Here is a 20,394-nt window from a genome sequence, read left to right on the forward strand (position 1 = left end):
CCTTTTTTTTGATTTCTTGAACGTCTAAGCACTTAAGCGGCATAGACACCATATTGTTAAGTTCTTAGTTATAAATACATGAATACTTGGAGTATCAGTTCATCAATGTCCCAAAGTAATGGAAGAATCAATTGTGTATTTGCAACTAAAAACTCCGATTAGAACGACGTATTAAACTTGATTCCGCCCACCCAGACATTTTCACCGTCTTTATATGCACCGACATGATGGACATATTGCAGGTTTGGACGGATGGTCAGCCAGTTAGTTGCATGAATGCCGTAATAGATTTCCGCATCGATTTCTTCACTACGGTTACCCAATACATCATTGTTCATATTGATACGGGCAGCACCCAAAGCGATTTCATCCTGTGGACGGGCATCCATCGCACCTTTGTAGACAAGACCGACATTTTGCATATCACTAACTTGGTTGGTTTTAGAGTCATGAACAGTGACGTTCACGAAACCGCTTAAACCACGTGATGTATCCCCTTGATGTGAAGTCAGCTGTTGCTTAGCTACAATCCACCCCCCGTGATGATGACCAGTTTGGATTTGTTCATCTTGTGGAGTCACGCCATCAAATATTTTGGCATCAGCGGTACTGTAGTAATAACCAGCACGGTATTCACCCGGAAGTTTTTGCTCACCCAGTTTCGGTGTCCACACCACTTCTGCAGGAATGATCGCGCCTTTAGATCCGTCTGTGCTCAAGTTAAAGCCTTTGCCACGATTCTCAGCATTTTCAGGATTGTATTCATAAACCCCTACCTGAGTATAAACTTCCGGGGTAACGTTATATTTAACCCGTGCAGCCCATTGAGAAACTGGCCAGTTATACCATTGATCCCCTACCCAGTTACCCACTTGTGAACCACACAATGCCAGATTCTGGAAATCACAATCGAAACTGTTAAAGTCTTCACCTTCACCAAAACGTCCGACTTTGACATCCAGTTTTTGATCCAGGAATTGTTTCTTAATCCAGAAATCTGTTAGACGCCAGGTTTGACCACGGCCCCATACTTCCTGTACTGAACTTAAATGACCATTTGCTTGATCAATTGACTGACCATTTAATGCTTCAGAAGTATTGGAAAGGTTACGGCCATCACGATGAGTCACCGTAACTTGTGCTTCAGTGTCTTGCCAGCCAGCAATTTTTTCCAAGTCTAGATGAGCACCCAGGTTTAACTGACCGGTATATTCTGTGCCATGGCTATTTGAGCGTTTCGCGTCAAGTAAAGTCGCCATTTCACCTGTATATCCAAAGCTAAAATCATAACCCTGTTCTTGAAGCTGGATACGTTGACCATTCCAGTCACCCAACATCCACGGACTTTCTGCACTAAATGCATCAGCGGCCTGAGTAGTTGTATGTGCCAATAGCAATCCAACTAAGGATGTATAGACAGCCTTAGATAAGGGAGAAATAGACATTAAATGCTTCACCTTAATCACGTTTTTACTAAATATAGTACACTCATTTAATTTTTTAGTTTCAAATAATGAAGGAAAAGTATTAATAATGTTATGAAGTTTAGCTAATCTAATCCTTTTGTTAATTTTAATTTAAGAAAATTTTAAATTTTAAATTCAATAATTTAAGAGAAAATAAATATAATATTAATAAAAATAATACTACCTATAAATATTTTTTCTACATCAGTTCTTTTGTACAAAAATTTACCAATTCGAATTGCGTAATAAAAAAATATTTGGTCTTTTGCTCATTTTATATACTAAAACTTGATGGTCATTGCCGTTCTATTCTTGGGTTTCTTAGCGAGGAAAATTGAGAAAAAACTAGATCTATATAGGTACTTAAACCCATTAAATAAGATAAAGAGTGATATCTGCTAAATAAAGTTTAAATATATGTAAAAATTATAATTATTGGCTATTCATATTAGATTATAGATGTATATCTTGTTTAATTCTTTCTATCAATATTCTTATTAACCACCTTATATAAGTTTTATCTTTTAATGGGTGATATTGAGTAAAACGAGTAATGATCATTAACTGAATTGAATCGCTACAAAATATGTAACGATTCTAGTTTAAAACCAAATAAAAAATATTTTAATAATAATTATTAAATTTAAAAACAATAATTTATGTCAGTAAAAGTATATATTTTACTTTAAAATCTTCCCAAATATCCCCCCTCTTTTCCTGCTTGCAATTAAAGCTTTTCAGTCACATGATTAAGTGATCAAGGCTGTATATCAAGTGAGTAAAATCATGACGCCTGAACAACGCTTCCAAGCCATTTTGGCCCAATCCAAGCAGCATGATGAAGAAAAATCCCAGCGCTCAAAGCTGGAAAATAACCTGATCGTGCTCAGTCATGAACTAAAGGAACTCGCAGAACGCATTGAGGAACAAGTCACTGATCTCATCTTCGCTGAAATGGATCATTTTCTAGAGTCCCAAGGCTGGAATTCAGAATTTATTAATACCAGAAATAAAAGATATACCCTGAATGAAAAAAATATTTATCTCAGCGCGCTTAAACCAGCGATTGGAAAATTTTTATTTGTGATCAAGCATGACCTATTTGAAAGTACTGAACATCAGGTGGAAGCCTGCTTTAAGGATAGTACGACCTTGAGTCATTTTAAAACTGCCATGCAAGGTGGAGATCTTAAAAATAATATTCCGATCAAGGCGCTTGAAGAATGGTTAAAAGGCTTGCAGTTGACATTGCAAAAATTAAAAGCTGAAAGTAATAACCTCCAGGCTGATGGTCTAACCTATGAAGTGATCAAGGTCGGTCAGATCCATCATAAAAGACTGCCTAACTTTATCGAAGCCTTTTTATCCATTCTGGAGCATAGATAAGCCTGTTTAAAGTTAGGGTTGGTTTTTAAACTTTATTTACAGGCGCTGTAATTCATTGACCGCACTTCCTTGTTCTGCGAGCCATTTCGCGCGTCGCTGGAACAAGGCTGGAGCAGCCTGATTGACCTGATCAATTAAGATTTGTAGATCAGCACGTACCAGTTTTCGGTTTTCTACCACCACTTGGCCGTTCACCATGGTCATATGCACATCTTGTCCTTGGACTGCATGCACCAGATTGGTATGTAAATTAAATAGTGGTCCCTGATTAATTAAAGGCGTCATTCTCGATGTCGCAAGATCTACCGCAATAATATCAGCAAATTTCCCAGCTTCTAGCGAACCAATCTGATCCTGCATGCCTAAGGCTTTGGCACCTGTCCGAGTTGCCATCTGACAGACAGACCATGAATCCAGTGCTGCAGCATCCAAACCGGAAAACTTCGCCAATAATGAAGCAGTTTTCATTTCTTCAAACATGTCTAAATTATTATTTTCTTTCTCGCCATCAGTACCTAATCCTACAGCAATGCCATGTTTAAGCATTTCCGTAATGGGGGCGGCGCCAGATGCCAGTTTCATATTCGATATCGGGTTATGTGCGACACCAACATTATAGTGTTTTAAAATTTCGATCTCTGCTGAATTGGCCCAGACACAATGCGCTAACAGGCATTGAGGTACATCCAGCATGCCCAATTGTTCCAGCGTCTGGATCGGGCGCATGCCATAACGTCGAAGGTTTTCTTCAACATCAAACTTGCTTTCGTTGCTATGCGTGTGAAAACCCGTCTGATATTCATGACACATTTTCTGGATACGTGCCAAGGCTTTTTCTTCAGCATAAAACAGATGTTCCAAGCCAACCCAGACCTGAATTCGCCCATTTGCGGCTTGATGCCATTTTTGAATTAAAGCTTCATTACTATTGAGGGTTTCAAAATAGTTGTGATCTGGATGTTCAGCCACATATGGCACCAGCACTGCACGTATACCGAGTTGCTGTGCGGCCTCAGCACTACCTTCCATATAACGCCACATATCCACAATGGTAGTCGTGCCGGATAGCAGCGCTTCGGCATAGCAGAGATAAGAGGCAATTTTGGAATCTTCGGGAGTCACTACCCGATGCATCGGGTCAATATACTGTTGCAACCAGTCCCAGACTGGCAAACCCTCAGCTGTACCGCGCAGTAAACCTGAGTGACAGTGGGTATTAATCAAGCCCGGCATCAATAAACTTTTAGGATACTGGGTAACTGCAGCTTCAGGATATTGCTGAGTTAATTCCTGTAATGTTCCTACCTGCTTAATAAGAGCACCATCAATCAGGATGGCACCATCTTTAATACAGTCCAGGTTGGAGTTCATGGTCAGGACATAATCTGCGCTTATAATTTTCATAAAGTAATTCCTGAGATTTGTCCGATTAAGGGCTAAAGGTTTTACCGAGTGATGCTGGTAAATTGAGTTTCAATAACTTCTTGTCGCGTGAAATGAGGACTAAGACGACAATGGTTGCGATATATGGCAATGCCGATAACAGTTCATTCGGTACTTCTAGACCCAGAGCCTGGGCATGAAACTGCAAAATCGTTACACCACCAAACAGATAGGCACCCAACATCAAACGCGTCGGTTTCCATGCAGCAAAAACCACTAATGCAATTGCAATCCAGCCACGTCCTGCAACCATATTTTCAATCCACATCGGCGTATAAACCGTCGACAAGAATGCACCACCAATACCAGCCATTGCACCGCCAAACATGACTGCACCATAGCGAATCGCCAGCACGTTATAGCCCATGGCATGTGCGCTTTCCGGAGATTCCCCTACTGCTTTCAGTAACAGGCCTAAACGGGTTTTACTCAGTACCCACCACATTAGCACAAAAGCAAGTATGGACAGATACACCACATAGTTTTGCTGGAACAGGACTGGCCCTATGAATGGAATATCTGCGAGTCCCGGAATTTTTAAGTTTTCCAGACCCGGTAAGGCAGTACTGACATAATTCTGTCCCAGAAAGGCTGAAATCCCGATCCCAAAAATAGTGAGTGCCAGACCACAGGCGGATTGATTGGTGCTTAAAGATAAGGTAAAAAATGCAAAAATTAGTGCCATCAATGTGCCTGCCAATCCGCCCATAAATAAGGCGCTGGCGACACTGGCTTCATACTGGCTAGCGAAAGCAAATCCAGCAATGGCACCGACCAGCATCATGCCTTCTACCCCAAGATTGATGACACCGGTACGCTCTGCTACCAGCTCACCCAGCCCGGCAAAGATCAATGGCGTTGCCGCAGCGACAGTTCCGGCAACAATTGCGGTTAATTCAATACTCATGTTGTTATCCTTCTTCTGTCTGGATCAGGCTGCTTGCGCAGTGGTCATGGTTTTTTTGATTTTCTTTTTGGTAAAACGGTAGCGGTTTTCAATCAGGGCATCTGAAGCCAACAGGAAAAATAAAAGCAGGCCCTGGAAAATTCCGGTAATCGCGACTGGGAGTTGCAACTGCATTTGTGCCAGTTCGCCACCTAAATAGATCAGCGCCATCAGGAAACCTGAAAGTACGATTCCAATTGGATTTAGTCGGCCCAGATAAGCCACAATAATGGCTGCATAACCATAACCTGGTGAAATATTCGGATTGAGCTGGCCGATTGGACCTGCAACTTCACAGATTCCGGCAATCCCCGCCATCAGACCTGAAATTCCCAAACTTAACCAGATGGCTTTTTTTGCTGAAAATCCTGCATATTGAGCTGCCAAAGGTGCCTGACCACTGACTTCCAGTTTATAAGCCATCAGACTCTTACGGATAAAAACCCAGAACAGCACCACTGCGATGATCGTGATAAAAATTGAGGCGTTAATCCGTGTGCCTTCCATAATCAGCGGCAAGGTCGCGCTTTCCGAGAACATTACGGATTGTGGAAAATTCATACCATCCGGATCACGCCATGGGCCATTAACCAGATACATGAGCAGGAAAAACGCGACATAGTTCATCATCAAGGTCGTCAAAGTTTCCTGTGCATTAAAATAGGTTTTTAGCAGTGCTGGAATCAGACCCCAAATTGCACCGCCAATCGCGCCCATAATCACCATCAACGGTAAAATCCACCAGCCGATCTGCTCATGAAACAGGATGGCGATACCACCGCCAAAGATGGCCCCCATAGCCAACTGCCCCTCGGCACCAATATTAAACAGACGGGCACGAAACCCAACAGCTAGACCTAAGGCAATTAAAATCAGCGGACTGGCTTTAATTATCAGCTCACTCAGGTTATAGACTGAGCTTAGCGGCTCGATAAAAAAGATATATAAAGCCTGAGCAGGATTCACTCCAAGCATTAAAAACAATAGGCTACCCACCACTAGCATGGCGAGTAATGCAAGCACGGGGGAAAGCCATTTCATTAATTGAGAAGGATGTTCTCTAGGTTCTAATAAATGCATATTTACACCTCTTCTCTACGCGTGTGCTTCATGGACAGGCTCGGACTCAGCTAATATTGCTGGATCTGCCTGAATACCTGACATGAGCAGGCCAATCTGTTCTGCATTGGTATTTTTAGCTGGAACGGGTGCAGACAGCTTTCCACCAGCCAGAACACAAATCTGGTCGCTAATTTCAAACAGTTCTTCCAGCTCTTCCGAAATTACTAAAATCGCAACGCCTTGGCGGGAAAGATCAATCAGGGTTTGACGGATAAACATCGATGCGCCGACATCAACGCCCCAGGTTGGCTGGGAAATAATCAGCACTTTAGGCTGTTGCAGGATTTCACGTCCTACAATAAATTTCTGCAAATTCCCGCCCGAAAGGCTGCGCGCTTCAGCTTGTGGTCCTGCTGCTTTTACCCCGAATTTTTCGATACATTGCTGGGCAAAAGCGACAGTTTTATCAAACTGGATAAAGCCCCATTTGTTTAAACCCTGACGGAAAGCAGTCAGTAAGGTGTTTTGTGCCAATGTCATATTCGGCACAGCACCCCGACCTAAACGCTCTTCCGGAACAAAGCCCAAGCCTAGATCACGTCGCTGGCCTGCACTGAGTTCAGAAATGTCATGATCTAATAGAAAGACTTGGCCTTTTTTCGCCGTTTGCTCACCGGAAAGCAGAGCTAGTAATTCAGATTGACCATTACCCGAAATACCGGCAATGCCCAGAATTTCACCTGAATTCAGGTTGAGTTGAATATTGGATAAGGACACGCCAAAAGGATCATCAGTTTCATAATTCAGATTTTTTACCTGGAACAGCGTGCGATGTTCGCCTGTATATTTAGCATGCGCATAAGTCGGCAATTCCTGGCCAATCATTAATTTGGCCAGTTCACTGGTACTATTTTCAGAAGGCAGTACATAGCCGGTGACTTTGCCATTACGCAGAATTGTAGCTTCATCACAGAGTTCTTTGATTTCATGCAATTTATGGCTGATATAAAGAATTGAAACACCTTGCGAAGCCACCAGTCGCAAAGTTTTAAATAACTGACGTACCGCTTGTGGGGTTAAGACTGAAGTCGGTTCATCTAAAATGAGTAGGGACGGATTTTGGAGTAGACAGCGGATAATTTCGACCCGTTGTCGCTCACCAACCGATAAAGAAAAAACTTCACGCCGTGGATCTACCGGTAAGCCATATTGTTCTGATACTTGGGTAATTTTAGCCGATAAGCTTTTCAGGTCTATTTTCTCATCCAGACCTAATAAAATATTTTCAGCCACAGTCATAGTTTCAAACAGCGAGAAATGCTGGTACACCATACCGATGCCCAGTTTTCTGGCCATCGACGGACTTTCTATCTGTACTTCTTTGCCATTCCAGACGATATGACCGCTATCTGATTTCGTGGCGCCGTAGATGATTTTCATCAAAGTACTTTTACCAGCACCGTTTTCACCCAAAATGGCATGAATTTGCCCAGGTTGGACTTTTAAATTAATACTGTCATTTGCTTTCAATGAGTTATAGCTTTTGCTGATATTGATCAGCTCCAGTCGTGGAATTTGCTGCTCATTGAGCGATGACATTTCGATGTCATTTGACATGTGAGGCAGATCGCTCATAACTCAGTCTCCACTCATTTTGGCCCAGTCCATAAAGTGATTCATGGACTGGGGGATGATTTTTCAGGATTTACTTTCTTTTATTTTTAAGTCATACAAATAGTGAAAGAATTATTTAGGCAATGAACCTTCAACTCCTTTCACATAGAAGTTCATTTTTCCAAGCGCTTCATCTGTCATTTTTCCGCCCTTGGCAATCACCAAAGTTCCATCCTGTTTATAGATTGGGCCCTGGAATGGATGTAATGTGCCTTTATGAATTGCACTTTGTGCATTTAAAGTGGACTGTTTCACCTTGGCAGGAACAGCAGGCCCGAAGTTTTCGATTTTCACTGCATCCTGTTTTACGCCATACCAGAGAGCAGCAGGTTTCCAGGTTTTATTAGCCACTTGCTGCATGGCTGGGGTATAAATTTTTTCCCAGTGCAATACTGAAGCAGCCAGATGCGCTTTAGGTCCAAATTTGCTCATATCTGAATCCCAACCAAAGGCATATACGCCTTTTTGTTGAGCCGCTTGCACAACTGCTGGCGAATCTGTGTTTTGCATCAGCACATCAGCTTTTTGAGAAATCAGCGCCAAAGCCGCATCACGTTCTTTACCCGGGTTAAACCATGAGTTCACCCAGATCACTTTGGTTTTGACTTTAGGATTGACGCTTTGTGCACCTAATGTATAGGCATTAATATTACGAACCACTTCCGGGATCGGGAATGAGGCTACGACACCCAAGGTATTAGTTTTGGTGGTTTGCCCTGCCACTACACCCAGCATGTAAGCACCTTCATAGGTACGCACATCATAGATGCCTAAGTTTTTCCCTTGCTTATAACCGGTCGCGTGCATGAATACGGTATTTGGGAACTGTTTCGCGACTTTTTCCATCTGGTTCATATAACCAAAAGAGGTCGCAAAAATTACTTTATTGCCCTGCTGTGCCAGATTACGAATCACACGTTCAGCATCGGCCGTTTCAGGTACATTTTCGATATAAGTCGTTTTGAATTTTCCGCCCAGAGCTTTTTCAGCTTTAATACGCCCCTGATCATGAGAATATGTCCAGCCATGGTCACTGGTTGGTCCAATATAGACAAATGCAGCTTTATCGACTGCAAAGCTCTGACTGCTGATCCCCAAACCCATAATTGCAGCCGCAATTACAGGCAGTGAAAATTTTTTCATTATCTTTTTATGTTTGGACATATTCAGCATAAATTGCCTCCGTGAATGCCATTTGAGTTTTATAAATAGCGGCTTTAAAAGATCTGAATCGATATCAAAAATTTTACTGATTGCTATATTTCTATTAATTAGCAACTTCTATTCCAATTCAGTTCAAAAAATAGAACAGGTGGATTGCAAGACACTTATAATTTTTAGAATGATCTGTTCTTTTATTTATTTTTATTAATTACAGAGGTTTAGAAAAAATTATTGATATAAAAAAGTTTAATAGTTAAGAAATTAAGCCGAAAAATATAGATATCAATCTAAGTCAATGAGCAAAGTTGCTAGAAAACCAGACTCAGCTCAAGATTGAGAAATTAATAAGATTAAATATTCAAGAATTCTTGTAATTTTCTTTTGTTCTGCGCTAGATAAGTGCGTTAGCTCTAAATCGTGTGCGCCAATAAATGGCTTATAGTTAGCAATGTACTGAATGGATAAAAATAGGTTTTTAAAAATAGAAAATTAAGAAAAGTATTTTTTAGAAAATAGAGGCTGGATTGTAGCATTTTAAAGTGAGCCTACAATCCGGAAAATCTGTGTTTATGGTCTTATAAATAAAATGAAGCAGGATTATAAAAAGAATAATTTCAAATGTTCATCGAGATGACCAGAAGTCTTTTTGCAATTGAACCGTTTCCTGTTCAAGTTCCGTAATTGGCCCGATCAGCTCAATGTTCTTCTGACCATGAGAAAAAATATATTCAGCAGAAACACTCATGGTCGGATTTTCATTGTGGTTTCCAGTACATTGCAATAATTTTTCTTCGGTCATGGCATAGACCACCCGCCCGATATTGGCCCAATAAATCGTTCCAGAACACATGCAGCAAGGTTCAACTGCCGTATATAAGGTGCATTCAGCCAGATAATCCGGCGTAAAATTGCTGGCTGCGATCCGGGCTAAAGTACTTTCTGCATGGTTGACCGTATCAATATTACATTGGGTCAGTAAAACCGTTTCATGATCAGGTGCAACCAGCACCGCACCAAAAGGATGATGGCCTAAAGACATTGCCCGCTTGGCAACCTCATTGGATAATCTTAAAAAAGATAGCATTTGCTCATGGCTAGGCTGTGGCATAAATTACTCTAAAATTAGTAGTTCAATGGTCATAGCTCCTCTAAAAAGAGGATTTTCGACATATATGGAATAAAAAAGCACCCCAACAGACCAGGGTGCATAAAGGAGGAAATTTAATTTAAACAATATAGCGTTTGCTTAGGCCCCATTCCCCCAGAATGCGGCGATAAGTTGTCGAAGAACGGTCAGCTTCAAAATGTGCTTCCATAGTGATATCCAAAGGTAGCTCTTCCGGTTTCTGGCTTTCGACCATGTCCTGATCTTCAGCAAAAATCTGTGCGTTAAAGTCATAAACCGCTTGCAGATCACCAGTCGTATCAAAATTACGGGTCAATGGCACAAATAAACGGGTTTTATTGTGAGATACCGGACAGCAGGCATTCAGAATTTTCAGGATGCCATTTTCTGGAAAATGCACCGTTAAAATCGCTGAAAATGGTGGATAAACATCAAACACACGTTTCCACAAAAATCCTTCGGGTGCCAGATGCTGCAAGCCATGTGGATAGTTGCTGACATCGCTAACATATTCTGTATGCAAGCCATAAGGAGTGCGCAAAGTGGAATACTTTTGCACGATCGGGTTATCACGTGAAGCGAAAGATTCATGATGCACCCAGGCAAAATGCGCCACATCAATAAAGCCTTCCAGCTGCCGGCCACTTGAACCACCGATATCAACAAATGGCGGTAAGATGGATTGGTGCTCTTCACTGTCCCAGGTATCCAGATCAGGGAAATTAGCTTCTGATTCATCCCGGCTAAACAGGCTGGTCCAGACCAGACCATATTTCAAGACCACTGGAAACTTGGTTAAGGTAAAACGATCCGAAATGTTGGTTAGTTCTGGTTGAGCCGGTATTTTGGTGCATTTTCCTTGAGTGTTGTAATGCAAACCGTGATAAGGACAAATGATTTCTTCACCCTTTACCCAGCCTTTGGTTAATGGCACACCACGATGCGGACAAATATCACGAACCAGATGAATGCTGCCACTCTCAGTTTGATATAGCGCCATCTTCACATCCAGAAGTTGTACCTGCTGTGGCGTAATACTCACATCCTGAATACGGGCAACTGGATACCAATGCTGAGCCAGGATATTCCAGTCTGATGGGTCAAAGCCGCTACAGTGCGGTTGACTGAATAAATTAAGCACCGGGATCGCATTCATAGTTCACTCACAAATATTTATCGCATGACAACGGCTTAAATTTTTATCTCATTAAGCTGCCTAGTTGTTCTTTAATAAAATTAGCCAAATGCCTGTTCTGCTGTCTATTAGAATGTTTCGTAGCCCATGTTCCAAAAAATAGAACACAAAACTTTTACCGTTCCATTTCTTTGAAAATTGGCACAGAAATCGCTTATCCACTTGCATAGAACCAGAATCACTTAGTTTCCAGCTGAAAATTATGTGATTAAAACGATATGCAGGTGGATTGACGTGATTTTATGAATATTACTTTTTCAAGATTTTCAGAATATTTTATTGCCGTAGCCAAAACAGGCAGCCTCAGAAAAGCAGCTGATCAGCTTTATATTTCTGTCTCCGCGATTCATCGTCAGATTGCTCTAGCAGAAGAAGAATTTGGCATCGTGCTTTTTGAACGGTTGCCGAGTGGCCTGAAGCTGACATTAGCGGGTGAATTGCTGTATGCAGATTTACTCAAATGGCAAAAAGAATTCCATCAGACCTGTGTACGTTTTGATGAAATTCAGGGTTTATCACGCGGCAGCATTGAACTCGGACTCATTGCGGCACTCAGTGACGGTTTCGTTTTAGATTCTCTACAATATATGTATGAAAACTATCCCTGGATCAATTTCAATATCCAGATTCAGGAAAGTGATACCGTCTCTAAAATGATTATGGATGCTGAAGTTGATTTTGGCATTCTGCTCAATCCTAAAAGTCATAATCAGCTCGAAGTCATGTCTTTTGTGGAAATCCCGGTTGGATTTGTGATGGCCAAATCTCATCCTTTAGCTCAGGCAGAAAAAATCTATTTTTCCGACACTTTATACTTTAAGCATCTCATTCCCTGTGCCCCTTTAATCATTCATGACTATGTCTATAGCCTGTATAAACATCACCAATTTATGCCACAGCAAAAGCTGGAGTGTAATGACATTCGCATGATTACCTCTCTGGCAGAGCGCAACTTAGGGATTGGGGTACTGTCCTATATCGATGCTTTGCCTTATTTAGAACGTGATGAACTGGTGTTTAAACCGATCATTGAAAAAGGTATGCATCCACTGACCCTTGCCCTTTGTGTGGCACCGAAACGGCAAATTTCCCGTATCTCACAAATCATGATGAACTATCTGATCGACCAGATGGAAGATTTGAAAAGCAAATTACAACAGCTCAATGCCTCATGTGCTGCCTGATTCATGTGCAGCACAAATAAAACTTATTGGAAAAAAGATATGACAACCTTATGGATTAAAAATCCTCTTGCTGTATTTACCGCAAATGATCTGGATGCCCGTGGTGGCTTGGTCATCCGCGATGGCAAAATTATTGAACTGGTGGCTTTGGGACAAACCCCAGCATCGCCTTATGACCAGTTCTTTGATGCCCAGAATTTGGTGATTACACCGGGACTGATTAATAGCCATCATCATTTTTATCAGACCTTGACCCGTGCTTGGGCTCCCGTGGTCAATGCTCCGCTATTTCCATGGCTAAAAACCTTATATCCGGTCTGGGCCAAATTGAATACTGAACAGCATTATCTAGCCACTCAAATTGCATTGTCTGAATTACTGCTTTCCGGTTGTACCTTTGCTGCGGATCACCATTATCTGTTTCCACAGCAGCTGTCCGATGCCATTGATGTTCAGGTTGAAGCATCAGAACAATTAGGGATTCGGGTCATGCTGACCCGAGGTTCCATGAGTCTGGGTGAAGATTCTGGTGGCTTGCCACCGCAGCATACCGTACAGGATATGGACACCATTCTGCTGGACTCAGAACGGTTGGTGCAGAAATATCACCAGCGTAGTGTTGATGCGATGGTCAATATTGCGCTTGCACCATGTTCACCATTTTCAGTCACCCAAGAAATTATGCGAGAAAGTGCTGCACTGGCAGAAAAACTGGATGTACGTCTGCATACCCATCTGGCCGAAACACTGGATGAAGAAGAATTTTGTCTGTTTAAATTTGGCATGCGCACCGTCGATTATCTGGAAAGTGTAGGCTGGCTTAATTCCAGAACCTGGCTGGCGCATGGCATTCATTTTGATGCCGATGAGATCCAACGCTTAGGGCGGGCTCAAGTCGGTATCTGTCATTGTCCGCATTCCAATATGCGTCTGGCTTCAGGGATTTGTCCAACCATGGATCTACTGGAAGCAGGAGCAGTCATTGGTCTAGGTGTGGATGGCTCTGCTTCGGGTGATGCGTCTAACCTGATTCTGGAAGCTCGGCAGGCGATGTATTTACAACGTTTAAAATATGGTGCAGAAGTGATTACGCCTGAACGTGCTTTAACCTGGGCCACACAAGGCTCGGCACAGGTACTGGGACGTGAAAAGCACCTAGGACAAATCGCAGCAGATTTTCAGGCAGATTTAGCGTTTTATAGTCTGGATGATGTGCGCTTTTCAGGGATTCATGACCCGATTGCCGGTCTGTTACTGTGCGGTGCAGACCGTGCCGAACATGTCATGGTCAATGGACAATGGGTGGTTAAAAACCGGGAAATTCTGAATCTGGATCTTGAAGCGGTTCAGGCTGCACATCGTCAGGCAGCGAAAGCTTTACTTGCAGCCTAAAAAATCTATTAGTGAATTCCTGTTATCTAAATAAAAAAAGCCCTTCGATATGAAGGGCTTTTTGCCAAGAGATTAAACGCAGAATTAATCTAAAGGATTGCCAATAATATTGCTGATAATCCCTTTCATGATATGCGGTCCCTGCTCTTTACGCAGTTCTTCATACCATTCTTTGGTCACGGCTTCATCTTTCATATGTGTCACATCACAGCGTTTACGTGCACGCAAGACCAGCTCATTGGCACGCTCATTGCGTTTGTTCTGATAGCGTTTCAAGGCATCTTCCAGACCCAGCGTATTAATCTGTAAAGAACGAGCCAGATAGATTGCATCTTCCATGGCCTGGCAACCACCCTGACCAATATCCGGTGTGGTGCTATGTGCGGCATCACCAACAATTACAACACGACCTTTATAGAACTGGGCAAACGGTTCAATATCATGAATTTCAACCCGATTGGTTTTCTGTTCATCCAGCGCGTCAATCAGATGCTGAACCGGCGCACACCAACCTTCAAAATACTGTTTCAATAAGGTTTTATATTCTGCCCGATTATTCTCTAAACCGACCGGCAACGGTACATCAAAGAAGAAATAGAATTTTCCGTCTGCCACAGGCATCAGCGAAACGCGCTTACCTTGTCCGACAAATGTGGTCCATTGATCTGCCGGAGTAAGCTTTTCTGAAATTTCTACCAGACCATTCCAGTTGACATAACCGGCATAGCGACGAGAAACCTGTTCGCCCAGTACATAGGCACGGGTAATGGAATGGGTTCCATCTGCGCCAATCAGTAGGTCTGTTTTAATTTCTGTACCATCCGCAAATTTAACCAGAACACCGTCTTTCTGTTCTTGCAGCTCAACCATCTTCTTGCCCAGCTGAATATCTTCACGGCCAAGCTCGTCCATCAACATGTTCTGTAAATCAGCACGTGCCACCGGATATGGACGTTGCCCCACTTCTTCAATCAAAGGCAATAAACTGAACTGGGTCATGGTGTCGCCCGTCAAACCATCAATATAGGCCAGCTGATCCATCTGACCACCGAGCTTGGCCACCTGCTCAGTTAAGCCCAGATAATTCAAACATTTTACCCCATTTGACCAAAGTGAAATTGCCGCGCCCACCGGTAAAATCTTTTCTGCCTGTTCATAGATGGTGACTTTATGCCCAAACTTTTTTAGTGCAATTCCTGTGGTCAATCCCCCCATCCCTGCACCAATAATTGTAATCTCCATCTATATGCTCCTCTCAAAATTGTGTTTCTTCCTCCCTGTGTAGCTAAAAGCGTGCCATTTCGAAAATAATGCACTGATTTTTCTCAAAAGTTGGCACAAGCCGTGCATTCATCTATTCATTAAAAACCTGTTTTTATAAGGTCTTTCAGCAGAATTACAGACTTTTATAAAAAATTAGATTCACGTTAAACATAATTTGAATGGAAGATAGTTATGGCAACATTATTTGCACCCATTTTCGAGATCCCTGCCCATATCCAGCAGCTTACCAACTTGGCTGATAGCCGGATTGGTGCAGAAATTCTTGAATGTTCAGATGATTTTTTTGCTGAAGCAAAACGAATGTTGCAATTTGATGCACCAATTTTTGTTGAAGATAAATTTGATAATCATGGCAAATGGATGGACGGCTGGGAAACCCGCCGCAAGCGTCATGCCGGCTATGACTGGGCGATTGTCAAACTGGGGGTAGCTGGAACCATCAAAGCACTAGATATTGATACCACATTCTTTACCGGAAACTATCCAGCTTCTGCTGCAGTTGAAGCCTGCTATGCACCAAATGGTGACTTAAGCACCGCAACCTGGCACTCAATTTTACCAAACAGTATATTAGGTCCGAGCCAGCATCATATTTTTAATATTGATTCAGACGAAGTCTTTACACATGTACGCCTAAATATTTTCCCTGACGGGGGTGTAGCTCGCTTTAAAGTCTATGGTGAAGTAAAAATTCAGGTTCAGGACAGCAATCAGGTGATTGATCTGGTCGCTCTGGAAAATGGCGGTCGTGTCATTGCCTATAGTGATGCGCACTTTGGTCATCCACGTAATCTGATTAATCCGGGGCGTGGCATCAATATGGGTGATGGCTGGGAAACCAAGCGCCGTCGTGCACCCGGCTTTGACTGGTGTATCTTGGCTCTGGGTCAGAGTGGTCAGATTGAAAAAATTGAGATTGATACCGCGCATTTTAAAGGTAACTTTCCTGCTCAAGTCTCTATCCAAGCGATTTATATTGAAGATGCGACTGACCAGCAGTTAATTCCGCAAAGTATGTTCTGGCCATTCCTGCTTGAAGCACAAGAGATGCAGATGGATCATATTCATAGCTTTGTTGAGGAAATCTTAAAACAGGGAAAAATTTCTCATATTCGGGTGAACATGATTCCGGATGGTGGCATTAGCCGGATTCGACTGTGGGGAAAAGTTGCCTGAGTAATTATATCTATGAGCATGCAAACCATAAAAATACAGCCCTTAACTGCTGAAAGTTTCTTGCCTTATGGCGAGGTCATTGCCTGCGAAGGCAATGATTTTTTCCATATTAATGATCAGCAGACCGAGCGTTATCATGCTCTGGCGGTTGCTGAAACAGATGCTAAAGTTGGTCTAAGTATTTTTAGAAATATTCAGACTACAGCCATTCCCTTTGCAATCGAAATGCTGGAACGTCACCCTGTCGGTTCACAAGCGTTCATCCCGATGCAGGGCCAGAAATTTCTAATTGTGGTTGCGCCTAATCTGGATCATGAAAAGCCTGATCTCAGTCAAATTCAGGCTTTTATCAGTAATGGTACACAAAGTGTAAATTACCGTGCCGGTACCTGGCATCATCCTTTGCTGACCTTTGAAGCTCCGAGTGATTTTGTGGTGATCGATCGGATCGGCACTGGTCCAAACTGTGATGTTTATACTTTTCCTGAAAAGATTTTTATCGAAAATTAAACCCATTAAAAAGCCCTTATTGATAAGGGCTTTTTAATTTCTTATTTCTTATTTTAGAAATGATATTTCACTAAAGCACTCACGTTATTTTCATCTGCATCCGGAATACCGTATTTGTTATTCCAAACCGAATGCTCAATACCGAGATATAAATTGGTGTCAGGAGAAATATGCTTGCCGACATTCCATTTCCACTGAGTCGTCCAGTTCATCTCGCTCGCATGATCATCTTCAGCAGTTGACCAGTCCAGGAAGCCATCTACCAGGAATTCTTCTGTACCCAGTTTAAATGGCACACCATAAGTCAAGGTAAGCTGATAGTCATCTTCCATATTTTCATTATTTACACGATAAAGATTCACGCTGGCATAATTGAATTTTGGAATAGCCAGGTCGAAACCTACACCGTACAGGAAGTTATCAAAACCTTCACCACCTTCCCAAGTCGTTGCGACCAGCACATCTTTCACTGGACCGAATGCCAGCTTTTGACCTGAAACTTCACCCAGACTTAAACGTGGTGAAAATTCAAAATAGCTTGATTTAATATCATCGGAACCACGCATACGGTCAATGAAAAAGAAGACATCTGCATATTTAACTTTTGCAGCGTATTCAACAGTTAGGGTTGCCTGTTTTTTATCTACAACTTCATAGTTTTCCCCATAAAGCCCAGTAACGCTAAAATCCTGCCAGACTGGTTTTGCCTGTGCAGATGCTGCACCCAATGCAAGTAATGTTGCAGCAGCAACTTGAGTAAATTTCATAAATAAGGTTCCCCAATGGAATTAAAAATCTCATTCTGGATTAAGCAAGAACAAAGCCAACTTTTTTAATTTTTGATAAAAAAAGCCCATGACTGGCATGGGCATATGGAGGAAATCATACTTTAATGCAGCGTTTCTGCAATCTTTTCCGGAACCTCTGTTTTCGACTTGAACATTGGCAGATGATTAAACAGAATGTTTAAAAGGATCGCCATTAAACAGGTTGAACTGATGCCAGAATGAAATAGGGTTTGAAACCATTTTGGAAAATTAGCATAGAAAGAATAGTCAATAATCGGGATCATGCCGGCTGCAATTGAAGTTGCAACAATAATCAAATTCTTTTGCTCGTTATAATCAATTTTTGCCAGAGTTCGGATGCCGCTTGCAGCCACTGTACCAAATAGCACCAATCCTGCACCACCAAGTACCGGAACCGGAATTGCGGCGATTAGTCGGCCCATAATTGGAAGTAATCCCAAAACCACTAAAATCATACCGCCAGCAGCGACCACAAAACGGCTTTTAATCCCGGTAATGGCTACCAGCCCGACGTTCTGTGCAAAAGCACTTTGCATGAATGAACCAAAAATCGGTGCAACTGCACTTGAGAACATATCTGCACGCAGACCATTGGAAATACGTTCTGAATCTACTTTGGTTCCAACAATTTCACCCACAGCAATAATATCAGCTGTTGTTTCAGTCATAATCACCAGCGTCACGATCAGCATGGAAATGATTGCACTGAGTTCAAAAGTTGGCATGCCGAAAGCAAAGAAACTCGGAAATTGTACCCATGCACCATTGCCGACTTTACTAAAATCGCCAAAACCAAACAGATAAGCCAGCATTGAACCCAATACGATCGCCAATAAAATAGACAGGCGACGAATCGAGGCATTTCTACTCAAGTTTAGACAGATCACAATGGCCAAGGTCATCACGGCCAAACTGATATTTTCTACACTTCCCCATTCAGGTGCATTTTTATTGCCCCCCATCATCCAGCGAACGGCTACGGGTAAAAGTGATAAACCGATAATCGTGATCACACAGCCGGTCACGACTGGCGGGAAAAAACGGATAATTCTAGAAAAATAAGGCGCAAGGAAGAAACCAATTAATGAAGCTATGATGACTGCACCATAAACAGCTGATAAGCCGCCACCTGTAGTTACAATCGCCACCATCGTCGCCACACCCGCAAAGGAAACCCCTTGTACCAGTGGCAATTTAGCCCCGATATATTTCATTCCAATGGTTTGTAAAATCGTAGCCAGACCGCCAACAAACAATGCAGCCGCAATCAATAAACCGATTTGTGTAGCTTCCAAACCTGCGGCAGTACCCACAATGAGTGGTGGTGCGATAATACCACCGTACATGGTCAATACATGTTGCAAGCCATAGGCTGCACTTTTGCCTGCGCCCAGATATTCATGTTCTGGTGAAATGTTTGTGCTTTGTTCTGTCATTCTTTTTCTCTCCCTGAAAGCTTGAATAAAAAAATCAGCTTCCGCGATATGTGGAGTACGCGAATGGGCTGATCAGTAAAGGAATATGAAAGTGCTGAGAGGCATCTTTCACCTGAAAATGAATGACTGCTTTAGGAAAGAAAGTTTCTAGACCTAAGCCTTCAAAATAATCAGAAGTAGCAAATTCAAGACTGTATTTACCTTCCTCAAATTCGGTTAAACCAAAATCTGTGACTCGACCATCTGCATTGGTAAATGCTTTTCCGAGTAATTCACCTTCTTCATCAAAGAGTTTGATTAAAACATGTGCTGCAGGTTTACCGAGATGCGTATCTAAAATATGAGTGCTGATCATGCTTGCAGCTCCTGTGACAGTCTTAATAAAGCGATTTCCGCCAGTTGCGTATGAACAATACCTTTTTCAGTTTCCGGATCATTAGCTAAACGATCTTTCAAGGCATTCAGCACTTCTTGGCTATTTAGACCAGCCGCTTTAATCAGGAAGATATAACCGTATTTTTTTTCATAAGCGATATTGCCTTCTAGCAAAGCTTGCTGAGTTGCTTCGTCCTGAGTTATCGCAGCCTGTTCACGATTGGAAAAGTTTTTTTCAACTTCGCTTAATTCAGCCTGTGCCTTTTTTTCGCCAATACGTGGATGATTATCCAAAGCTGCTTTGATTTCGTCCCAGGTCCAGGTTGTAGCCTGTTGTCTGGCTATATTCAATACATCTTCAACAGATGTATAAGGACGCTTTGCTTCAATCTGGGTCGACCAGCTCGGTATTTGCACACAGTGCTTTAAAAAGGTAATGGCCTCTTCTAGAGATGCCTGATTAAATTCAACGAGTTGCACTATTAAATCGCCTGATGATATTCATTTTTTGTTCAGTACAGGTTTTGCAATAACAGTGCCAAATCGTCTTGATCTTATATTTTTATATGATGTATAAAGCAAAAAAAGAGAACTCAAGGTCATTGCTGTCCCACAATTTTTCACAAGAGGAAGCTCAAATGAGCTTCCTCTTGTTTTATGGGTATTTTATCGGGTGAAAATAAAGCTTTTAAAGTTCTTCTTTCAAACAAATTCACTTGAATTATTCTGAGTAAACGTTGAACTGTCCAACCTGTTTTTCCTAAAT

At 42.1% G+C, this 20,394-nt stretch carries 18 protein-coding genes and 1 pseudogene; 5 read left to right on the forward strand and 14 right to left on the reverse strand.

What is annotated here, in order from left to right; all coding sequences use genetic code 11:
- Window positions 1-158: 158 nt before the first annotated feature.
- Window positions 159-1,445: a carbohydrate porin gene (locus tag FTU00_RS08435; RefSeq protein ID WP_180179518.1), complete on the reverse strand. Its 1,287-nt coding sequence runs from the start codon at window positions 1,443-1,445 to the stop codon at window positions 159-161.
- An 807-nt stretch (window positions 1,446-2,252) separates the two neighbouring features.
- On the opposite strand from FTU00_RS08435, the gene FTU00_RS08440 reads away from it, so the two are divergent.
- Entirely contained in the window at window positions 2,253-2,852 is a 600-nt protein-coding gene (locus FTU00_RS08440; protein ID WP_180179519.1) for a hypothetical protein, read from the forward strand.
- A 36-nt stretch (window positions 2,853-2,888) separates the two neighbouring features.
- Here FTU00_RS08440 and FTU00_RS08445 read toward each other — a convergent pair whose 3' ends face one another.
- The 7 genes from FTU00_RS08445 to FTU00_RS08475 form a co-directional block, all read right to left on the reverse strand.
- Complete coding sequence (locus FTU00_RS08445; RefSeq protein WP_180179520.1) at window positions 2,889-4,256, reverse strand: amidohydrolase family protein; 1,368 nt, start codon at window positions 4,254-4,256, stop codon at window positions 2,889-2,891.
- Between the two features lie 25 nt (window positions 4,257-4,281).
- Entirely contained in the window at window positions 4,282-5,202 is a 921-nt protein-coding gene (locus FTU00_RS08450; RefSeq protein ID WP_180179521.1) for an ABC transporter permease, read from the reverse strand.
- 24 nt (window positions 5,203-5,226) lie between these two features.
- Window positions 5,227-6,321, reverse strand: a complete 1,095-nt coding sequence (locus FTU00_RS08455) for an ABC transporter permease (RefSeq protein ID WP_180179522.1) — start codon at window positions 6,319-6,321, stop codon at window positions 5,227-5,229.
- A 15-nt stretch (window positions 6,322-6,336) separates the two neighbouring features.
- Complete coding sequence (locus FTU00_RS08460; protein ID WP_180179523.1) at window positions 6,337-7,938, reverse strand: ABC transporter ATP-binding protein; 1,602 nt, start codon at window positions 7,936-7,938, stop codon at window positions 6,337-6,339.
- A gap of 111 nt (window positions 7,939-8,049) precedes the next feature.
- Complete coding sequence (locus FTU00_RS08465; RefSeq protein ID WP_257229802.1) at window positions 8,050-9,081, reverse strand: BMP family ABC transporter substrate-binding protein; 1,032 nt, start codon at window positions 9,079-9,081, stop codon at window positions 8,050-8,052.
- A 682-nt stretch (window positions 9,082-9,763) separates the two neighbouring features.
- Entirely contained in the window at window positions 9,764-10,249 is a 486-nt protein-coding gene (locus FTU00_RS08470; RefSeq protein WP_180018654.1) for a nucleoside deaminase, read from the reverse strand.
- A 118-nt stretch (window positions 10,250-10,367) separates the two neighbouring features.
- A complete protein-coding gene (locus FTU00_RS08475) occupies window positions 10,368-11,423 on the reverse strand; it encodes a Rieske 2Fe-2S domain-containing protein (protein WP_180179525.1) in 1,056 nt (351 codons plus the stop codon).
- Between the two features lie 281 nt (window positions 11,424-11,704).
- On the opposite strand from FTU00_RS08475, the gene FTU00_RS08480 reads away from it, so the two are divergent.
- Entirely contained in the window at window positions 11,705-12,646 is a 942-nt protein-coding gene (locus FTU00_RS08480) for a LysR family transcriptional regulator (protein ID WP_180179526.1), read from the forward strand.
- A gap of 39 nt (window positions 12,647-12,685) precedes the next feature.
- Window positions 12,686-14,038 (forward strand): 8-oxoguanine deaminase, encoded by a 1,353-nt coding sequence (locus tag FTU00_RS08485; protein WP_180179527.1) that lies wholly within the window; start codon window positions 12,686-12,688, stop codon window positions 14,036-14,038.
- Between the two features lie 84 nt (window positions 14,039-14,122).
- Here FTU00_RS08485 and hpxO read toward each other — a convergent pair whose 3' ends face one another.
- On the reverse strand, window positions 14,123-15,280 hold the full coding sequence (hpxO, locus tag FTU00_RS08490; protein ID WP_180069217.1) for an FAD-dependent urate hydroxylase HpxO: 1,158 nt from the start codon (window positions 15,278-15,280) through the stop codon (window positions 14,123-14,125).
- A gap of 213 nt (window positions 15,281-15,493) precedes the next feature.
- Between hpxO and alc the strand changes: the two genes are divergently transcribed.
- Together alc and FTU00_RS08500 are read left to right on the forward strand one after the other, a co-directional pair.
- Window positions 15,494-16,498 carry an allantoicase gene (gene alc, locus FTU00_RS08495; RefSeq protein WP_125278689.1) on the forward strand — a complete coding sequence of 335 codons (1,005 nt, stop codon included), beginning with the start codon at window positions 15,494-15,496 and terminating at the stop codon, window positions 16,496-16,498.
- 12 nt (window positions 16,499-16,510) lie between these two features.
- Window positions 16,511-17,008, forward strand: coding sequence for an ureidoglycolate lyase (locus FTU00_RS08500; protein ID WP_175967571.1), 498 nt, complete (start codon window positions 16,511-16,513; stop codon window positions 17,006-17,008).
- A 53-nt stretch (window positions 17,009-17,061) separates the two neighbouring features.
- Here the strand turns inward: FTU00_RS08500 and FTU00_RS08505 are convergent, their stop codons facing one another.
- The 5 genes and pseudogenes from FTU00_RS08505 to FTU00_RS08525 all read right to left on the reverse strand — a co-directional run.
- Window positions 17,062-17,775: an outer membrane protein OmpK gene (locus FTU00_RS08505; protein WP_180179528.1), complete on the reverse strand. Its 714-nt coding sequence runs from the start codon at window positions 17,773-17,775 to the stop codon at window positions 17,062-17,064.
- Between the two features lie 122 nt (window positions 17,776-17,897).
- Entirely contained in the window at window positions 17,898-19,253 is a 1,356-nt protein-coding gene (locus FTU00_RS08510) for a nucleobase:cation symporter-2 family protein (RefSeq protein ID WP_180179529.1), read from the reverse strand.
- Window positions 19,254-19,287: 34 nt separating this feature from the next.
- Complete coding sequence (gene uraH / locus FTU00_RS08515) at window positions 19,288-19,608, reverse strand: hydroxyisourate hydrolase (protein WP_005235589.1); 321 nt, start codon at window positions 19,606-19,608, stop codon at window positions 19,288-19,290.
- Complete coding sequence (uraD, locus tag FTU00_RS08520) at window positions 19,605-20,108, reverse strand: 2-oxo-4-hydroxy-4-carboxy-5-ureidoimidazoline decarboxylase (RefSeq protein ID WP_180179530.1); 504 nt, start codon at window positions 20,106-20,108, stop codon at window positions 19,605-19,607. The genes uraH and uraD overlap by 4 nt, the downstream gene beginning before the upstream one ends.
- Before the next feature lie 140 nt (window positions 20,109-20,248).
- A pseudogene (locus FTU00_RS08525) lies at window positions 20,249-20,394 on the reverse strand (IS4 family transposase); the annotation flags it as partial.

It is taken from the genome of Acinetobacter sp. YH12041, assembly GCF_013419975.1.
In the GTDB taxonomy this organism is placed as follows: domain Bacteria; phylum Pseudomonadota; class Gammaproteobacteria; order Pseudomonadales; family Moraxellaceae; genus Acinetobacter.